This is a genomic window from Methylomonas rosea, from assembly GCF_024505055.1.
Classification (GTDB): Bacteria; Pseudomonadota; Gammaproteobacteria; order Methylococcales; family Methylomonadaceae; genus Methylomonas; species Methylomonas rosea.
Map to the genome: position 1 here is coordinate 1 of NZ_JANIBL010000064.1, position 17,619 is coordinate 17,619.

19 protein-coding genes and 3 tRNA genes are annotated in these 17,619 nt (G+C 50.8%); 12 read left to right on the forward strand and 10 right to left on the reverse strand.

What is annotated here, in order from left to right; genetic code table 11:
* Positions 1-2 precede the first annotated feature (2 nt).
* The 6 genes from NP589_RS17665 to aqpZ form a co-directional block, all read right to left on the reverse strand.
* Positions 3-75 (reverse strand) — tRNA-Gly (locus tag NP589_RS17665).
* Positions 76-88: 13 nt separating this feature from the next.
* Positions 89-162, reverse strand: a tRNA-Cys gene (locus NP589_RS17670).
* Between the two features lie 49 nt (positions 163-211).
* Positions 212-287 (reverse strand) — tRNA-Gly (locus tag NP589_RS17675).
* Between the two features lie 50 nt (positions 288-337).
* Complete coding sequence (locus NP589_RS17680; RefSeq protein ID WP_256608156.1) at positions 338-883, reverse strand: hypothetical protein; 546 nt, start codon at positions 881-883, stop codon at positions 338-340.
* 883 nt (positions 884-1,766) lie between these two features.
* Complete coding sequence (locus NP589_RS17685; protein ID WP_256608157.1) at positions 1,767-2,690, reverse strand: DUF3616 domain-containing protein; 924 nt, start codon at positions 2,688-2,690, stop codon at positions 1,767-1,769.
* A 95-nt stretch (positions 2,691-2,785) separates the two neighbouring features.
* A complete protein-coding gene (gene aqpZ / locus NP589_RS17690; protein ID WP_064006767.1) occupies positions 2,786-3,475 on the reverse strand; it encodes an aquaporin Z in 690 nt (229 codons plus the stop codon).
* A gap of 295 nt (positions 3,476-3,770) precedes the next feature.
* Here aqpZ and NP589_RS17695 point away from each other — a divergent pair, with 295 nt between their 5' ends.
* A complete protein-coding gene (locus tag NP589_RS17695; RefSeq protein ID WP_256608158.1) occupies positions 3,771-4,577 on the forward strand; it encodes an NAD(+)--dinitrogen-reductase ADP-D-ribosyltransferase in 807 nt (268 codons plus the stop codon).
* Complete coding sequence (draG, locus tag NP589_RS17700) at positions 4,574-5,449, forward strand: ADP-ribosyl-[dinitrogen reductase] hydrolase (protein ID WP_256608159.1); 876 nt, start codon at positions 4,574-4,576, stop codon at positions 5,447-5,449. The genes NP589_RS17695 and draG overlap by 4 nt, the downstream gene beginning before the upstream one ends.
* 37 nt (positions 5,450-5,486) lie before the next feature.
* Here draG and NP589_RS17705 read toward each other — a convergent pair whose 3' ends face one another.
* Positions 5,487-6,173 carry a VIT1/CCC1 transporter family protein gene (locus NP589_RS17705; protein WP_256608160.1) on the reverse strand — a complete coding sequence of 229 codons (687 nt, stop codon included), beginning with the start codon at positions 6,171-6,173 and terminating at the stop codon, positions 5,487-5,489.
* A gap of 166 nt (positions 6,174-6,339) precedes the next feature.
* Here NP589_RS17705 and NP589_RS17710 point away from each other — a divergent pair, with 166 nt between their 5' ends.
* The 10 genes from NP589_RS17710 (at position 6,340) to NP589_RS17755 (ending at position 15,078) form a co-directional block, all read left to right on the forward strand.
* Positions 6,340-7,272 carry a hypothetical protein gene (locus tag NP589_RS17710; RefSeq protein ID WP_256608161.1) on the forward strand — a complete coding sequence of 311 codons (933 nt, stop codon included), beginning with the start codon at positions 6,340-6,342 and terminating at the stop codon, positions 7,270-7,272.
* 177 nt (positions 7,273-7,449) lie between these two features.
* The gene (acpP, locus tag NP589_RS17715) at positions 7,450-7,683 is read left to right on the forward strand and encodes an acyl carrier protein (RefSeq protein WP_013820083.1); all 234 of its coding nucleotides are present in this window, start codon (positions 7,450-7,452) and stop codon (positions 7,681-7,683) included.
* Positions 7,684-7,773: 90 nt separating this feature from the next.
* Positions 7,774-9,018, forward strand: a complete 1,245-nt coding sequence (gene fabF / locus NP589_RS17720; RefSeq protein WP_064006758.1) for a beta-ketoacyl-ACP synthase II — start codon at positions 7,774-7,776, stop codon at positions 9,016-9,018.
* 27 nt (positions 9,019-9,045) lie between these two features.
* Positions 9,046-9,867: an aminodeoxychorismate lyase gene (pabC, locus tag NP589_RS17725; protein ID WP_256608162.1), complete on the forward strand. Its 822-nt coding sequence runs from the start codon at positions 9,046-9,048 to the stop codon at positions 9,865-9,867.
* 2 nt (positions 9,868-9,869) lie between these two features.
* A complete protein-coding gene (mltG, locus tag NP589_RS17730) occupies positions 9,870-10,859 on the forward strand; it encodes an endolytic transglycosylase MltG (RefSeq protein ID WP_371929686.1) in 990 nt (329 codons plus the stop codon).
* Complete coding sequence (gene tmk, locus NP589_RS17735; RefSeq protein ID WP_256608163.1) at positions 10,856-11,482, forward strand: dTMP kinase; 627 nt, start codon at positions 10,856-10,858, stop codon at positions 11,480-11,482. Before mltG ends, tmk begins: the two co-directional genes overlap by 4 nt.
* Positions 11,482-12,483 (forward strand): DNA polymerase III subunit delta', encoded by a 1,002-nt coding sequence (locus NP589_RS17740; RefSeq protein WP_256608164.1) that lies wholly within the window; start codon positions 11,482-11,484, stop codon positions 12,481-12,483. Before tmk ends, NP589_RS17740 begins: the two co-directional genes overlap by 1 nt.
* 4 nt (positions 12,484-12,487) lie before the next feature.
* A complete protein-coding gene (locus NP589_RS17745) occupies positions 12,488-12,841 on the forward strand; it encodes a PilZ domain-containing protein (protein ID WP_020484926.1) in 354 nt (117 codons plus the stop codon).
* Positions 12,842-12,893: 52 nt separating this feature from the next.
* Positions 12,894-13,694 (forward strand): TatD family hydrolase, encoded by an 801-nt coding sequence (locus NP589_RS17750; protein ID WP_256608166.1) that lies wholly within the window; start codon positions 12,894-12,896, stop codon positions 13,692-13,694.
* Between the two features lie 250 nt (positions 13,695-13,944).
* Entirely contained in the window at positions 13,945-15,078 is a 1,134-nt protein-coding gene (locus NP589_RS17755) for a methyltransferase (RefSeq protein WP_256608167.1), read from the forward strand.
* 1 nt (position 15,079) lies between these two features.
* Here NP589_RS17755 and NP589_RS17760 read toward each other — a convergent pair whose 3' ends face one another.
* The 3 genes from NP589_RS17760 to NP589_RS17770 all read right to left on the reverse strand — a co-directional run.
* Positions 15,080-15,943 carry a glycosyltransferase family 2 protein gene (locus NP589_RS17760; protein ID WP_256608168.1) on the reverse strand — a complete coding sequence of 288 codons (864 nt, stop codon included), beginning with the start codon at positions 15,941-15,943 and terminating at the stop codon, positions 15,080-15,082.
* Between the two features lie 85 nt (positions 15,944-16,028).
* The gene (gene gloB / locus NP589_RS17765; protein WP_256608169.1) at positions 16,029-16,796 is read right to left on the reverse strand and encodes a hydroxyacylglutathione hydrolase; all 768 of its coding nucleotides are present in this window, start codon (positions 16,794-16,796) and stop codon (positions 16,029-16,031) included.
* A 28-nt stretch (positions 16,797-16,824) separates the two neighbouring features.
* On the reverse strand, positions 16,825-17,619 hold a 795-nt coding region (locus NP589_RS17770), incomplete at its 5' end, for a class I SAM-dependent methyltransferase (protein WP_256608170.1).

A 17,619-nucleotide genomic window follows, 5' to 3' on the forward strand; every position in this document is an offset into this window, starting at 1 on the left:
GGAGCGGGAAACGAGACTCGAACTCGCGACCCCGACCTTGGCAAGGTCGTGCTCTACCAACTGAGCTATTCCCGCAAAAATATAGTAATGGAGGCTGCGACCGGAATCGAACCGGTATATACGGCTTTGCAGGCCGCTGCATAACCATTTTGCTACGCAGCCTTTATAGGGACAATAAAAAAAGCCGCGATTTGCCGCGGCTTTTTAAATTTGGAGCGGGAAACGAGACTCGAACTCGCGACCCCGACCTTGGCAAGGTCGTGCTCTACCAACTGAGCTATTCCCGCTTGGCTTACTATCCTGCGTATTATAAAAAGATATTTTTTTGTGTCAACAGTTATTGCAGGTTTATTGCCGAAGTCCAGGCTTTTCGGCCTTGGCACTCTCCGGATTCAGTGATCTCTACTTCAGCCCACAGAACATTTTTATCGGTAGTATCTGCCTGGGCTTGGATCAGCTTGACGGCGGTGTTAAGCGGCATGTGTTTGCACGCGCCGTCACGATCATTTTCTTCGGTATCATCGTAGGCCGCCATGGAGCCGGGGACGGAGACTAATCTGACAGTTGCATTCGGATCGTAAGTATTGGGGCTTTTCAACACGTAATTTTGTCCGGGGACCATGGCTTTCGCTTGGTGAACCGGCAATTTGGCATCAGATCCGCCGCCCATAAACACGGCTACCACGATCAGTGCTACTGCGCCGACACCGCCAAAAAATACTTTAGGGTTGGATTCTTTCAGGGCCAGCAGGTTAGCGACGATATTGCCGGCGGCGTCTTTTGCTGCGGCCGCGGAATCAGCGGCTGGACTTGTTTCCGGTTGCTTAGGCTCTTCAGCTTGATTTTGGGTTTCGGTCTCGTTGTTGTTTTCGTCAAGGCTCATGCGATGTTTCCTCTTAAGCTAGTTATTATTATGGTTAAGTGGCTAAAGTTACCACGCCGTTCGAACATTTCAAGCATTCATTTTTTTAGTCATTTAGTCGTATCTTAAGGGGAACTGTAGCAAAAATGAACAAGCCGGGATAAAAAAGCTGATAGGGTTGCTAGTTTGCTGTGTTTGGATAGTGTTGGGCTAAGCGATTATCGAAGTCGGCGTTGCCAGTTTAAATCCAAATTTTTTTGGTTGCGGTTGTTGTGGTGGTCGGGTCTATGTTGGCTTTATTGGGGATAGATGATGATTCGCTGTCGCGAGGCTTGTTTTAATGCCGGTTCTCGCACCGGCGGGCGAGATACTTTCTTTTGCTCCGCCAAAAGAAAGTGTCCAAAGAAAAGGCGGCCCGGACGCCGCTTATTCCCTGCGTTCCTCGCTTTTGATAGGGGGTGCCGAAAGGGGCTTCCTGCCCCTTCTGCAACGTGCGGCATCCATGCCGCACCCCTAACGGGCTATTCCTATCAAAAGCTCCGGTACTCGGCGCGGCATACGGGATAAAACCAACTCTGGAAATTCATGGTTTGTGTTAATCCAGCTTTAGTCCAAGGTGGATTGGGAATATTGCGATTTTCTGTTTCCCTGTTGCAGCATTATGACCCGCTTGTCTGATTTCTTCGGTCATTGTTGTGCGGTTATCCTTTTTGAAATGCCTTACAACTAGTGATTAGTTTCTGTATATCTTCCCAGATTTGGGAGGGATGGATTTTTATATCAACCGAATTACAGAGCTGTTTGAGAATCTAAAGAAATTTTCTCATCCGTTTTAGTCTGTCAGGCAGTTTCTAAAATTCAAGGCTTGCTGTCTTGTAGCATTCGATTGATAAAACGGACTTGGTTAAAGCACTACCGAAACGTACCGAAAGCTTTTTTTGTCCTTGCCGTCGTCGCTCAGCAATATTACCCGGTTTTTATTCTCCGCAAAAAAGAATGCCGCCTCGATATTCAGCTCTCCCAGATCGATATGATCCAGCCGCTTAAGCTTTCCGGAATCGCTATCCCATAAATACAGGCGATGTTTCTCCAGCCGCTTTTCATTAGCGTGGTAAGGACCGGCGACAATCAGGTATTCGTGGTCTTGGCGCCAAACGATGTCGCGGATGCCTAAGCCGTCTAAATCCAGCTCTATCGGTTCGGCGAATTGTACGGCTTGGCCTTGCAGCAAGGCCAACGGATTGAGCAGATGTACCAGGATGGCTTTGCCGTTTTTTAGGTAGCCGTTTTCGGTGTCGCCGCCGGCTAGCGGGTTTCTAAATCCGATTAATAAAGCGTGCTCGGGGGTGGCCGCGAGGCCTTCTATGCTTAAGCCACCTTTGCTTTTGGGTTGTATGCGCTCGGCTTGTTCCCAGTTATAGCGGGCAAGGCGTTTGTCCTGCTTTAGGTCTGCGATTAATTTTGTGTAAATCGACCCATAACGCTGGGCGCTGAATTTGCCCGGTTCGATTTCGGTTAGATGGATGCCGAATAAGCGCCGCCGAGCCGGTCGTTCGTCGCCTTCGCTGTTGGTGCTGTGTGAGCCTATCCAGAAATAGACATCACCGATGCGGGCGCCGCCTTCTAGGTCGATTTCCTGATGTTTGCCGTCTTTGATTTCGCCATCGAAAACTTCTGACAAGGCAATCGCCGGCTTTAAGGCTTTTTCCTCGCGTTTGTCGAACACGCTAAGTTCGTTGTCTTCGTCGTCCGCGACGATGAAGTAGTGGTCGTTCAGCGCAATGGCGCCGGATACATTCGATCGGCCTTTGTAGGTTTTTATGTCCATATCGGAATCGCAGAGGAAACGCTGATTTCAAGAGTAGTGGGGCGGCCGATCGGCTCGCCTCACTACAGGGGCTTAACTTGATTTTGCTGCGAAATTTACTCGTCCGGGCTGCCGATAAAGCGATAGACCAATGCGCCTAATACCGCACCGATAATCGGGGCGACCCAGAACAACCAAAGTTGCGCTAAAGCCCAATCGCCGACATAAACGGCTACGCCCAAGCTCCGGGCCGGATTGACCGAGGTATTGGTGACCGGAATGCTGATCAAGTGAATCAAGGTCAGGCCTAAACCAATCGCGATAGGTGCCAGGCCGGCCGGGGCGCGGGCATCGGTAGCGCCGAGAATGATCAGTAAAAACATCATGGTCATTACCACTTCGGTAATCAAAGCCGAAAGCAAAGAGTAGCCGCCCGGCGAATGTTCGCCGTAGCCGTTGGAGGCAAATCCGGCGGACACATCAAAACCCGCCTTGCCGCTGGCGATTAAATACAGCACACCGCCAGCGACGATGGCGCCGATTACTTGCGAAACGATGTAAGGCAGTAATTGATTAGCTGGAAAGCGGCCGCCCATCCACAAGCCAACCGACACCGCCGGATTGAGATGGCAGCCGGAAATGTGGCCGATGGCGTAGGCCATGGTCAGCACCGTCAAGCCGAATGCCAACGAAACGCCGAGCAAGCCGATACCGACATTCGGAAACGCTGCCGCTAATACTGCGCTTCCGCAGCCACCAAGAACTAACCAGAATGTCCCGAAGGACTCGGCAACATACTTTTTCATATGACTCTCCTGTGTGTTGTTATTGTTTTGCCTGTCATCGATCACTTGTTTTTGTTTAATAATCAATCGGCTAGCGCACTGTATTCTGTGTCTTTGTGTGATGTCAATCACAAAAAACGGCTAGATTCTTGCTTGGTACTTGCTATTTTTAGCTAGCGACTCGGTTGCGTGGAAGAGGGTGGGTTTTGTGGCGCCAAGAATTAGTCCGGGCAAGCCTGCTCTGTATGGCTAATTTCCCTATTCGATGTGAGAATTAGCGTTTACATAATTGCCCGACATTCTTACCGGTTAATCCATGTCCGATATTTCTCAGCACGGCCACAGCACCAACTTGATCGGCATGGCGACGGCGTGTATGGCCAGTCACTTGTTTAACGAATACCCCAAGCCCTTGCACATCGCCGGCACCCGCGAATCGGCGCCCGGTTTGTTCGAGCAGTTGGCCGGCCAAACCACATTGGCCGAGTGTGGACGGATATTTCAAGACTACATGTGTGTGGTGTTTGGCTTTGAAACCGAGCAACGTTTGCGCGACGATGCGGAGGGGCGGCGCAGGTATCGCAACAGCTATTTGCGCCTGATCCAGGATTGGGGACTGGATTCCAATAATGCGCAGGGCGCGGTGTTGAAGGGCTGGGTAGAAAGCCGTTTTGGTCTGTTTCCCAACTACCATAAACACCAAATCAGCAGTTTTATGAGCAAGGACTGGATAGTCTACATCGAAGAAAAGATGAACAGTCGCTATCACAACAATTGCATTTATATGCAGCTGGATTTGCTGTATGAGTTTTGCCAGTGGGTGATCGAGCGTTTTCAGGTGCCGGCTGCCACCCATAAAACCCTGTATCGCGGCGTCAATGCCTTGGACGATTGGATCATCGTCGAACAAGACAAACAGCACAAGGTCGTCCGCTTTAACAGCATTGTTTCTTTTACTGATCGCAGCAGCATCGCCAGCGAATTTGGCGGCTATGTGTTGGAAGTTGAGGTGCCGATGGTGAAGCTGGTGTTCTTTAACGATCTGCTGCCGCACCACGCCTTGCGCGGCGAAGCGGAATACTTGGTGATTGGCGGCGATTATCGAGTGAGGGTGTTGCGATGACCGAGCAAATAATGAATCGAGCCTTGGGGGCTTATCTGGGCTTTGCCTGTGGCGACGCCTTGGGGGCGACGGTGGAGTTCATGTCGCCGAAACAAATTCAGAAATGTTACAGCGTGCATACCGAAATGATAGGCGGCGGCTGGCTGGGCTTGGAGCCTGGACAGGTGACAGACGATACGCAAATGTCGCTGGCTTTGGGCCGAGCCATCATCGATCATCAAGGCTGGAATTTGCGCGCCGTGGCCGACAATTTCCTGACGTGGCTGGAAAGCGATCCGCCCGACGTTGGCAACACTTGTAGGCGCGGCATCCTTCGTTATCGTGACGAAGGTTTATTGATGGGTTTGCCGCGTGAAGACGACGCCGGCAACGGAGCCTGTATGCGTAACTTGCCGGTGGTGCTGGCAACCTTAAATCGGCCGGATTATTTCGAATTATGGAGTCTGGAACAGAGCCGCATCACCCATCACAACCCGCTGTCCGACGCCGCAACCTTGGTCTTGGGACGGATGACCAATCTGCTGATTCACGGGCAAGGCCTTGACACCTGTCGGCTGGAAGCCGAACACTTGGTCGACCAGCACAGCGAATTTGCCTACAACCCGTATCCGGGCAAAGCCTCGGGCTACATCGTCGATACCGTACAGACGGTGTTGCATCATTTTTTCAACACAGACAGTTTCGAGTCTTGCCTGATCGCCACCGTCAATCAGGGTGGCGATGCCGATACCACTGGGGCGTTGGCGGGGATGTTGGCGGGGGCTAAGTATGGATTGGATCAGATTCCGGAACGGTGGTTGGCTCAATTGGATAGTAGGGTTAGTACGAAAATACGCGGGCAGGTAGCAAGGCTTATCAAAATGAATAACTGATAACTTCTGGGGTGCGCGCTTCTCGATATTTTTTTGCTTATGCGGCCACCCCAACTAAAGCCCCAACTCCAGCCGTCGACCCCATGGCCAACGCGCCCCAAAAGCTCACTCGTACTCCGGCAATCAACATCGAAGCACCCCCAACGCGGGCGGATAGGGCGCCTAGCGATACCAACAGCAGCAAAGAGCCGCCGGCTACGGCCCAAATCAATACTGCTGCCGGCGTCCACAACACCAGCAATAAAGGCAATATCGCCCCGACTGAAAAACTGCCAGCCGATGAAAATGCCGCCAACACCGGCCGCGCGGCAGAGGTATCGGTGATGCCGAGTTCGTCGCGGCTATGCGCGCCTAAAGCGTCGTGTGCCATAAGTTGGCGGGCAACTTCGGCGGCTAGCGCTTCGTCCAGGCCTCGTTCGACGTAAATGGCGGTCATTTCCTCGTGTTCGTGTTCCGGATAGGCGGCCAGTTCCCGGCGTTCGCGTTCCAGGTCGGCGTGTTCGGTATCGGCCTGCGAACAGACTGACACATATTCGCCGGCGGCCATGGACATCGCGCCGGCTACCAGGCCGGCAATGCCGGCGATCAGGATATGTTCGGCATCCACGCCAGCTGCCGCGACGCCCAAAATCAGGCTGGCAGTGGAAACGATGCCGTCATTCGCACCCAGCACGGCCGCGCGCAGCCAACCGATCCTGTGGTTTTTGTGTCTTTCGATATGCATCTGGCTTCTCGCTCCAAGTAGTGAGGCAATGTCGATAGTAACCTGATTTCCCGGTGCAGGCCGAGGATTGTTGGCGGCTCTGAATGGGCTAGTTTGGTGCGTTACTTCCTGATTCGTTGCAATCGGCCTAGAATAGCCAGTTCATATCTACTGTCATTGGTCGTCGATGAAAGATCAGTCGTTTACTTTCGAACAAATTCATATTGAGGTCGCCCGCAACGCGTCCGACGATTTCAACCTGTTTCACGACAAGCATAAATGGTTGCAGGTTACCCATAATCCGTTCAAGGGCCCTATCGTGCTGGGCTTTCAATTGAATACCTTGATCGAATATCAGATGCGCTTATACCGGGAAGCGCATCACGAAGATCAGATCATCGCCGACAATCAGCTGCGCTTTAGCAATTATCAGATCATTTTTGTGAATGCCTTGCGGCCGCGGCAGGAGATGAAGCTGGATATCAAAAAGACTTTGATCGCGACGATACCCGAGCTGACTTTGACCAATCGCATCGCAATTAAGTCGCAAGGCAAAACTATCTTGCTCGGGTATAAAAAAGAAACTAAACATCCTTTGTTTTTAGCGGATACCGATTTAAGCGGCCTGCCGGATTTAAATGCCATAGCCGATAAAACCGTCGTGCCCGGCACCGAGTTTTTTCTGAAACGCAAGTGGATGAATAACGGCAACGTGAAGAACTTTCTGTCGGGTTCGTTTGCGGAGCAGTCCGACTATTTCGATGAGTTATTGCAGGTGGCGCAGTATCCGGAAGTGTTTCCCTGCAGTTTGACGTCCGGCGCGTTGCTGGAGAAAGCGCAGTTGGAAAATCACGATTTCAAGCGCAATCCGATGGTGTATACCTCGCACGACATATCGGTTGACCGCGTGCATCTGGCGACGCTGAGAAACAACGACAAGCTGCATATTCTGGTCAAGCAATTGCCTGAGTCGCCGGACAAAACCTTGAATCACACCAGCATCATGTTGCGTACTTATGAATGTTTTGGGCTATTGGAGAATAAGGCGGTTTTGTTCAGGATCAAACTGAATTTGGTGCCTTTGGAAGAAATTATTAAAAATTTGAGCGGGAAAACATAGCCTCAGGCCGCGAAACACCTAGTCGCGGGCGAATGTTGTGAATTTTTTGGAACATAAAGTATAATCCGCGCTGTCGTTAGGCAAGGCCAGTGACGAGATTGCAAATTCAATTAATACAACACTAAAGATAAGGTAAGTGCTCGCAGTCAGGCATTTGCATTGTTCGAGGAAAAAAATATGAGTAATATCGAAGAACGAGTAAAAAAGATTGTCGCAGAACAATTAGGCGTAAAAGAAGAAATCGCGAACGATGCGTCTTTTGTTGACGATCTTGGTGCTGATTCTTTAGACACAGTTGAACTCGTCATGGCTCTGGAAGAAGAATTCGAATGCGAAATTCCAGACGAAGAAGCTGAAAAAATCACCACAGTCCAATTGGCTATCGATTATATCAACGCCAATCTGCAGTAAGTTGTTTCCAAAAGTTAGTGGATGGTTTCCATCCACTAGCCGGTTTATCCCCCTTCTCTGGTTGTCTTCTTTTTTTACCGGTAGTTTACTGTGAGCACACGTCGAGTTGTTATAACGGGCTTAGGCGCCATTACGCCGTTAGCCAATAATGTTGCCGATACCTGGGATGGCATTGTCAACGGTAAGAGCGGCATTAGTCCGATCGATTCATTTGACATATCCCCTTTTGCAACGACGTTCGGCGGTGTGATTAGAAATTTCAATATCGGTGACTATATCGCCGAGAAGGATGCCAAACGTATGGACGGCTTCGTCCATTACGGGATTGCGGCGGGTTGCCAGGCGATTGAGGACTCCGGTTTTGAAGTCACCGAAGAAAATGCCGAGCGCATCGGCGTGGCCATCGGTGCCGGCATCGGCGGTATTACCGGCATTGAAGAGTGCTACGCCACCTATGTGGCGGGTGGTCCGAGACGGATTTCGCCGTTTTTTGTGCCGGGCAATATCATCAATATGATCTCCGGTAATCTGTCGATCAAATACGGTTTGAAAGGACCCAATTTTGCGATCGTCACCGCCTGCTCAACCGGTACTCATAATATCGGCGACGCGGCACGTTTAATCAAATACGGCGACGCCGACGTGATGGTGGCGGGTGGCGCGGAACGCTGCACGACTTCGCCGACCGCGATGGGCGGTTTTGCCTCGGCGAAAGCCTTGTCGCGTCGCAATGACAGTCCGACTACCGCCAGCCGGCCTTGGGATCGGGACCGCGATGGTTTCGTACTCAGTGACGGGGCGGGTGTTGTGGTGTTGGAAGAGTTGGAACATGCCAAAGCGCGCGGTGCGAAAATTTATGCGGAACTGGTCGGTTATGGGATGAGCGGCGATGCTTACCACATCACCTCGCCATCCGAAGGCGGCGAAGGTGCGGCGCGCTGCATGCGCAATGCGATGCGTGACGCTAAGGTTAATCCGCAAGACGTGCACTATATCAATGCGCACGGTACTTCGACGCCGGCCGGCGATATTGGCGAAACGCATGCGATGAAATTAGCGCTGGGCGATTCTGCTTATAAAGTGGCTGTCAGTTCCACCAAATCGATGATTGGTCATTTGCTGGGCGCAGCGGGGGGGATCGAAGCAGTATTGACCGCCTTGGCTATCCAGAATCAAATCGCTCCACCTACCATCAATTTGGAAAATCCCGATCCCGAGTGCGATCTGGATTATGTCCCGAATATAGCCAGAAATATGAACATTGATGTCGCCATTTCCAACTCGTTTGGGTTTGGCGGTACCAATGGTTCTCTGGTTTTCAAACGTTACCAATAAGCGCTCCCGCTTCCGCAGTGTCTGGCTATGTTTTTATTAAACGGCGAGCACAGACACTGTGTCGATGTTTCTGATCGAGGTTTTCAATACGGGGACGGTCTGTTCGAGACTATCGAAGTATTGCAGGGCAAACCGCTGTTTTTTGATCGTCATCTAAAACGCTTAGCTGAAGGTTGTCGGCGGCTGCTAATCCCGATGCCTGATAGCGCCTTGCTCGACGCTGAAGCCCGGCAATTGAGCCAGTCCAGCGAGAGAGCCGTGTTGAAGTTGACTGTGACGCGCGGTAGTGGCGGTCGGGGTTACCGGCAGCCGGATCACATTATCCCTACCAGACTATTTAGTCTGTATCCTTATCCCGATTATCCCCAACAACTCCAAACAGACGGCATTGCTGCGCGTTTCTGCGAACAGCGTTTGTCTTTGAACCCGAGCTTGGCTGGTATCAAACACATGAATCGACTCGAGCAGATTTTAGCCCGAGCGGAATGGCAGGACGCGGCGATTCAAGAAGGTTTAATGCTGGATACTCAAGATCACGTCGTGGAAGGCACGATGAGCAACCTATTTCTGGTCAAATCTGACAGTTTATACACGCCACCGCTTGGACAATGCGGCGTCGAGGGTATTGTGCGAGAGTTGATTATGGAGTTCGCGCAGCGGATCAAACTACCGTTGTTTGAGCAAGCAATTGATCAAGCTGCCGTTTTGCAAGCTGACGAATTATTCGTCAGCAACTCGATAATCGGTATTTGGCCGATTAAACGGCTGGAAGCGCAGGTTTTTGATGTCGGTGTTATCACGCGATGTTTGCAAGACCTGCTCAACACAGCCCGTATGGCGGAGGTATAGCAGTGTTTAGAAGCATTATCGCATTTACATTATTAATGGTGTTGGGCTTGGTGTCGATTTGGGCCGGCATGCACTATCAACTGATTCTAAAAAAGCCTGTGGTAATGACCGAAACTGTCATTGAAATTAAAAAAGGCGATACGCTGGAGTCGGTGGTGAAAAATCTGCGTGCGCAGCAGGTGACGGTGAATCGCTTGTGGTTCCGTCTGTTTGCCTATCGGAAAAATCTCGATCATTTGTTGAAGGTGGGCGAGTATGTGTTGGCTAAAGGTTCTACCGCCGCCGATATTCTGCAACAACTGACCGACGGCAAGACCCGGAAGTATTCAATTACCTTTCCAGAGGGTTGGTCCTTCAAGCAAGTGTTTAATACGATTAAGAACAATCCCAACCTGCAACACACGCTGACCGATAATCAACTGGAAGATTTGATGGCGCAAATCGGCTCGGATAAAAATCACCCCGAGGGTTTGTTTTTCCCCGACACCTATTTCTTTGAAAAAAATACCTCTGATGTCGATTTATTGAAGCGCGCGCATGACCGCATGCAGGCGGTGTTGAATGAGGAATGGCAAAAACGCGATGACGGCGTGCCTTTGGAAAATCCTTATGAGGCTTTGATTTTGGCATCTATCGTCGAAAAAGAGACCGGCGCCGGCGAAGAGCGGAGAAAGATAGCCGGGGTATTTGCGCGGCGCTTGAAGAAGGGTATGTTGTTGCAAACCGACCCGACTGTGATTTACGGCATGGGTGACGATTACCATGGCGATATCCGGCATAAGGATTTGCGCGAACATACACCCTACAACACCTATATCATCGAAGGCCTGCCGCCCACGCCGATTGCGATGCCGGGCAAACAGGCGATTGTGGCCGCCTTGCATCCTGATCACGGCGATGCCTTGTTTTTTGTCGCCCGCGGTAATGGTCGCCATGCCTTTTCTTCGACTTTGGCGGAACACGAAAAATACGTCGATCAATATCAACGATGACAAACGGACGATTTATCACGCTGGAAGGTGGCGAAGGCGTCGGCAAGTCCACCAATCTGCAATTTATCAAACAGCTGCTGGAAGAACGGGGCATTCCGTTCTTACTGACCCGTGAGCCGGGCGGTACCGGCATTGCCGAAAAGATTCGCGGGATTTTGTTGGAACGGCAAGCGGAAAGTTTGACCGAGCAGGCCGAGTTGTTGCTGGTATTCGCGGCCCGCGCCCAACATATTCAACAAGTGATTTTGCCGGCTTTGCAGCAAGGCCACTGGGTGGTATGCGACCGTTTCACCGATGCCACTTATGCCTATCAAGGCGGCGGTCGCAAGATGAATCTGCAAACTATAGCCTGGCTGGAAAACACCGTGCAAGGCCAACTAAGGCCAGATTTGACCTTCGTCTTTGACGCGCCGATAGAAATCGGGATGCAGCGCGCCAAGCACAGGGGCGAGTTGGATCGCTTCGAAACTGAGCAGTTAGCGTTTTTCGAACGGGTCCGGCAAGCGTATTTGCAACGCGCCGCCGCGGATTTGCAGCGCTGCAAGATTATCGATGCCAGTTTGCCTCTACACGAAGTGCAACAGCAGTTGCGCAGCGAGTTGGCCGGCTTGTGCAGCGTGTGATGTCTACCCGTAATCGGATTTATCCCTGGCAACAGGATAACTGGCGGCAACTGCATGCTTATATCGAGCTACAACGCATTCCGCAAGCCTTGCTGTTCTCCGGCGCGTCCGGGCAGGGCAAACGGCATTTGGCCGAATATTACGCCCGAACCTTGTTATGCCATACGCCGCTGGCCGATGCGAGTGCTTGCGGTCATTGCATCGGCTGTAAATTATTCGCGGCGCAAACGCACCCCGATTTTCTGACAATAGAGCCCGACGAACCTGGCAAGGCCATCGGTATCGATAAAATCAGGCAACTGATTGTGAAGTTGGCTTTGAAACCGCAGTACGATGACACCTACAGAGTGGTGATTATTCAGCCGGCCGATGCCTTGAATACGGCTTCGGCGAATGCATTTTTGAAGTGTCTGGAAGAACCGACCGAACGCACTTGTTTGTTGTTGATCAGCGAGCAGCCGAGTAGGTTGCCTGCGACGATCCGCAGCCGTTGCCAGAAAATCGATTGTGCAACGCCCGCGCATGAACTGGCGATGACATGGTTGCAACAGCAGGGTGCCGGAGAACAAGCCGAGTTGTTATTAACACTGGCCCAAGGCTCGCCGCTGTTGGCTAAGCATTACTTAGAACAGAATATGATTCTGCTCAGACAGCAGTATTTCGAGGCTTGGTTGCAGATCGCGCAAGGCAAGGAAAACTTATTGACGGTAGCCGAGCTCTGGCAAAAGCAGGAAAAAATCGATTTGGCCGTGGTGTTACGGTGGATGGCAAGCTGGGTCGCGGACATTGTCAAATATGCGTATCGGGCGGAATCGCCGACGCTTGCCAATCCGGATCTGAAAAATGCCTTGCAAGCCCTTGCCGAGCGGCTAGAATTGAAACGCCTATATCGATTTTACGATAATGTGCTTACCACCAAGTCGCAATTGAACACGCAACTTAATAAACAATTGATGGTCGAGCAGCTATTGATTAGTTGGTCGCAACTGAATAGACAATAAGCGTATGGCAGAATCAGCAGCACCCAGACAAGGTATCTTGTCCTTATCGATCAAGGATAAAAACGCCTTGTATGCGGCGTACATGCCGTTCGTGAAAAACGGTGGTTTGTTTATTCCGACCAAGCGAGAATACGAGATGGGCGAGGAAGTGTTCATGTTGCTGAACTTAATGGACGAAACCGAGCGCTTGCCGATAGCCGGCAAAATTATCTGGAAGACCCCGGCGGGTGCCGAGGGCTACCGTGCAGCCGGTATTGGCGTGCAATTCAGCGATCAGGACGGTGGCGCGGCGCGCAACAAGATCGAGACCTATCTGGCCGGCGCACTGGAATCCGACCGTTCCACGCATACTATGTAAATCTCCTCGCCGGCGGGATTGTCTCGCTGATGTTAACTCTGCGCAATTTCTCATGTTTATCGACTCCCATTGCCATCTTGATCGTATCGATTTGGCGCCCTACGCTAACGACTTCAATACCTTTGTCGATGCGGCGCGGGCTGCCAACATCAGCCATATGCTGTGTATTGCCATCGATATGGAAGCCTATCCGGCAATGCTGGAACAGGTTATGCCTTATTCGGATATTTCCTTATCGGTGGGCGTGCATCCCAATGTCAGTGACGGCCGCGAACCCACGCTGGACGACTTATTGCAATTGGCTGATAACGATAAAGTCATCGCCATCGGCGAGACCGGCTTGGATTATTTCCGCAGCCAAGGCGATCTGGAATGGCAGTTCCAACGGTTTCGTACGCATATCGCCGCCGCCAAGATACTCAACAAGCCTTTAATTATCCATACCCGCGAAGCGGGCCACGATTCCTTGGATGTGCTGCGGGAAGAGGGCGCGGATCAAGTTGGCGGCATCATTCACTGCTTTACCGAGGATTGGGCTTATGCGGAAAAGGCTTTGGATTTGAATTTTTATATCTCTTTTTCCGGCATCGTGACCTTCAAGAATGCGGAAGCCATCAAGGATGTCGCGCGTAAAATTCCAGCCGACCGCTTTTTGATTGAAACAGACTCGCCGTATTTGGCACCGGTGCCGTATCGCGGCAAACCGAATTATCCGACCTATGTCCGCTATGTGGCTGAACATATCGCTGATTTGCGCGGGACATCCATTGAGGCGATAGCCGAGCAATCAACCGAAAACTTTTATCGCCTGTTTGCCGGATCTTCTGCGGATAGGCTACGTCAGGCAAGCTAAAAAAAACGGCCGGCCCCATGTGTGATGGAGCGGCCGTTTAGAGAGGTGGGGTATAACTCTCATTCCCCAAATGGGGCGCATACAAGAGTTGCTTGCAGTCTACTGAAGCTAACCAGTTCTGAAAATGTGGCATATTGCCGCGTGGCAAATTGTCGCTGGTCTAGTGCTTAGTGTAATTCTTGGCTGCGCTGTTATGGCATCGATCTATCGCTTATAGCCTGGGCTCTGGCTAATTTATTTTTCTCGTAATATGGAACTGGAATTAAGTAGTCCGCTAGGTAGTTTTCAACTCAAGCGCTTACCGTATCGCAAAAATGAATTGTTGCGGGCCTGGGACGCGGCAGACGAATATGTGTTGAATCACTTGGCTGCCACAGGCCTTGCTGAGCATGCCAATATCGTGATACTCAATGATAGCTTCGGTGCGTTGGCGGTTTCGCTAAGCGCTTACCGACCAACCGCCATTTCCGATTCCTGGCTATCGCAGCAAGCGACGCGCATTAACCTGGCATTGAATGGCATTGCCGACGAGCGAGTGAGCTTGCTGGATAGTTTGTCGTTACCCGAAGCCGGCATCGATTACCTAATCATTAAAATCCCCAAAACCTTAGCGCTACTGGAATATCAGTTACATACGCTCAAGCCTTTGTTGAAAGGCAATTGCCAAGTGACAGCCGCCGGCATGGTGAAGAATTTGCCGCCCTCTGCCTGGAAATTGCTGGAAGGTTTGATCGGACCTACGCAGCCTTCCCTGGCGGTCAAAAAAGCCCGATTGATTTTTGGCCGGGTCGATCCAAATCTGCAATTGCCTGCAAACCCTTACCCCACACGCTATCAATTGGAGATCTGCGATCTCACGGTTTGCAATCACGCCAATGTGTTTTCCCGCGATAGCCTGGATATAGGCACCCGTTTCTTATTAGAGCATCTGCCGCAAAACCCTGAGTATCGCGAATTTATCGATCTGGGTTGCGGTAATGGCATTGTCGGCGTGTTGTTGGCGAAACAAAATCCGCAGGCGCGAATAGGTTTTATCGATGAATCGTTTATGGCTATCGCCTCGGCCAGGGAAAATTTTTCGGCAGCTTTTGCCGATAGTCGGGAAGCCGATTTTGTGACGGGTGATTGCCTAACTGATTTTCCGGCGAATAGCGCAGATTGTATAGTCTGTAACCCGCCGTTCCATCAACAGCACACCATAGGCGATCATATTGCCTGGCAAATGTTCCAGCAGGCGCATAAGGTCTTGCGTAAGAGCGGTGAGTTACGGGTAATCGGCAATCGCCATTTGAACTACCATCTGGCCTTGAAGACGTTATTCGGGAATTGCCGGCAGGTAGCAGCCAATGCCAAATTCGTGATTTTCAGCTGCGTAAAGAGCTAAGCTATTCGATATTTTTATAATGTAGCGAAGAAATCTGTTCGGACACAATGCCGATTAGAAATATAAATAAAGACGACAAAAACAGCACCGCGCTCATATTGGTAAAGCGGTTTTCCGTGAAATAGGTGTAGCCGTAGTAGCCTGCTCCCAAGCTAAACACTATGCTGCTGATGGGTAAAAATAGCCGCATGGGCGAGAACAACACCCCGATCCGTAAGATAATAATAAAAAATCGCAAACCGTCATGCATCAGCCTGATATGGCTTTTGCCGCTGCGTTTGCCGGCGTGGATGGGAATGTACGCTACCGGGAAGCCCGAACGAAAAAATGCCATCGTGCTGGTGGTTGGATAAGAAAAACCGTTGGGTAATAGGTAAAGAAATTTGCGGAATTTGTTGGCCCGAGCTGCACGAAATCCAGAGGTAAGATCCTCTATTTTGTGTCCGGTCATCATTGATGCCAGCTTGTTGTAAAAGTTATTCGCCAGACGCCGGAATAAAGAGGCATGGCTACCGGCGTTTCGGGCGCCGACCACCATGTCGTAGCCGTCGTTTAGTTTGGTCAGTAACGCCGGAATGTCGCCGGGATCGTGTTGGCCGTCGGCGTCCATAAACACCAAAATATCGTTTTTTGCGTGTCTGGCGCCGGTTTTGATAGCTGCGCCGTTGCCCATGCTGTAAGGATGATCAATAACCGTGACACCGGCCGCGCGAGCGATGGCGGCGGTATCGTCTGTCGAGCCGTCATTGACCAGCAGAATCTCCGCATCAGGATAGAGCAGATGTAACATTGGCAGAAAAGACGGCAGATTTTTCGACTCGTTTTTCGCGGGTATTACGATGCTGATCGACGGGATGTTATTCATGAAAATCCAAAGGTTGGCAGGGAAATATGCCGAAATGTGGAAAACAGTCTAGCAGAATTAAATATTATCGACAGCTGGGCTAGGCTTATCGAAACTGGTCTTTCATTAGGCGTAATTGCCTAAAAACCGCCATGTCGGATTGTTCTGTCATGCCGATATTCCTGCGAATACTGACGTTATCCGCCCTAAAAAAGGGATTGGTCGCCAATTCCAAACCGATAGTCGAGGGAAGGGTGGGGCGGTTTTGTTGGCGAAGATTGGCGACTTGATCGATCCGCTGTCGCAATTGCGGATTGTCTGCGTCAACCGACAGCGCAAAACGGCCATTGGCGGCGGTATATTCGTGAGCGCAGTAGATACGGGTTTCGGCCGGCAAGGCTTTCAGTGCTTCCAACGAATGCCACATCTGTTCAGCGCTGCCTTCGAACAATCGACCGCAACCTAGCGAAAACAAAGTGTCGCCGCAAAACAAAGCCTGGCTATCGGCGCAGTAATAAACGATATGCCCTACGGTATGGCCGGGTGTGTCGATGACTTGAAAGCTCAGATTGCCGAGTTTTACTACATCCCCATCGCCAAGCATGATATCAATGCCGGGAATACGCGCTTGGTCTGCTGCCGAGCCCACGATCTTGCAGCCGGTTTGCTGCTTGAGTTGCAAATTGGCGCCGACATGGTCGCCGTGGTGATGGGTGTTAAAGATGTAATCAAGTTGCCAGGATTTTTCGGTTAAAACATCGATAACCGCATCGGCAACAGCAGGATCAATGGCAGCGGTTAATCCGGAATCCGTGTCTTGTAGTAGATAAATGTAATTGTCTTGTAGAACCGGTATTTGCAGGATTTCTAACATTTATCGATGTGCAATAGTTAATCAATACTTATTTTCTGGCAATGAATACCATTTGGTGACAATGGTAAGGATCGATTTTCTCAAAAACAGGCTGAATGAAATTAGGTAGAGGATATAAACCGAAGCCGTACCCTGTTACTTGTGAGAAACCAATAGTGTTTAGATATTTCTTTAGCGTCAAGTAACTGAATACCACTAGATGACGGTGAACAGGTGTATCGGACTCGGTATCCCAGCGAAGTTCATCTGCGCTGACTTTAAAAACTTCCTCCGATTTCATCAAAATGTCCGAGTCGGGGTGTGGCCCGCTGGACGGCATTCTTCCGGCAAGAATCAGAGCGGCTGTGAAATAAGTGCTGATGTTTGGGGTTAAAAGCACCAGTTTGCCCCCAGGCTTTAATGTTCTATGCGTCTCCTTGAGAAAATGACAGCCATTTAATAAATGTTCCAAAACAGAAAGCGCAAACACACAGCTGAATGTATCGTTGTCGAAGGGCAGCTTTTTATTCAGATCGCCCTGCTGAACATTAAGCCGCTTCAACTGGGCCGCGTTTACGCTGTCACCGTCCCACTCGATACCGTGATATTGAGCAGGCGTCAAACCTGTTTCGGTAGCGAGGCGATCAAACCAATAGCCGCTATTGGCTCCACAGTCCAGGCACGCACCGCCATTCTCCTTTAGACCGGATACTATTTCCCTAGACGCTAACGAATACGCTTCCGACATCGTGCGTTGGTACAAAGATTTGAAATAGCTTTGTAACATCTGCTTGTCTAAGCACAAACCGCCTGAATTTTCGCCAATATACCCTTGGCATCCAGG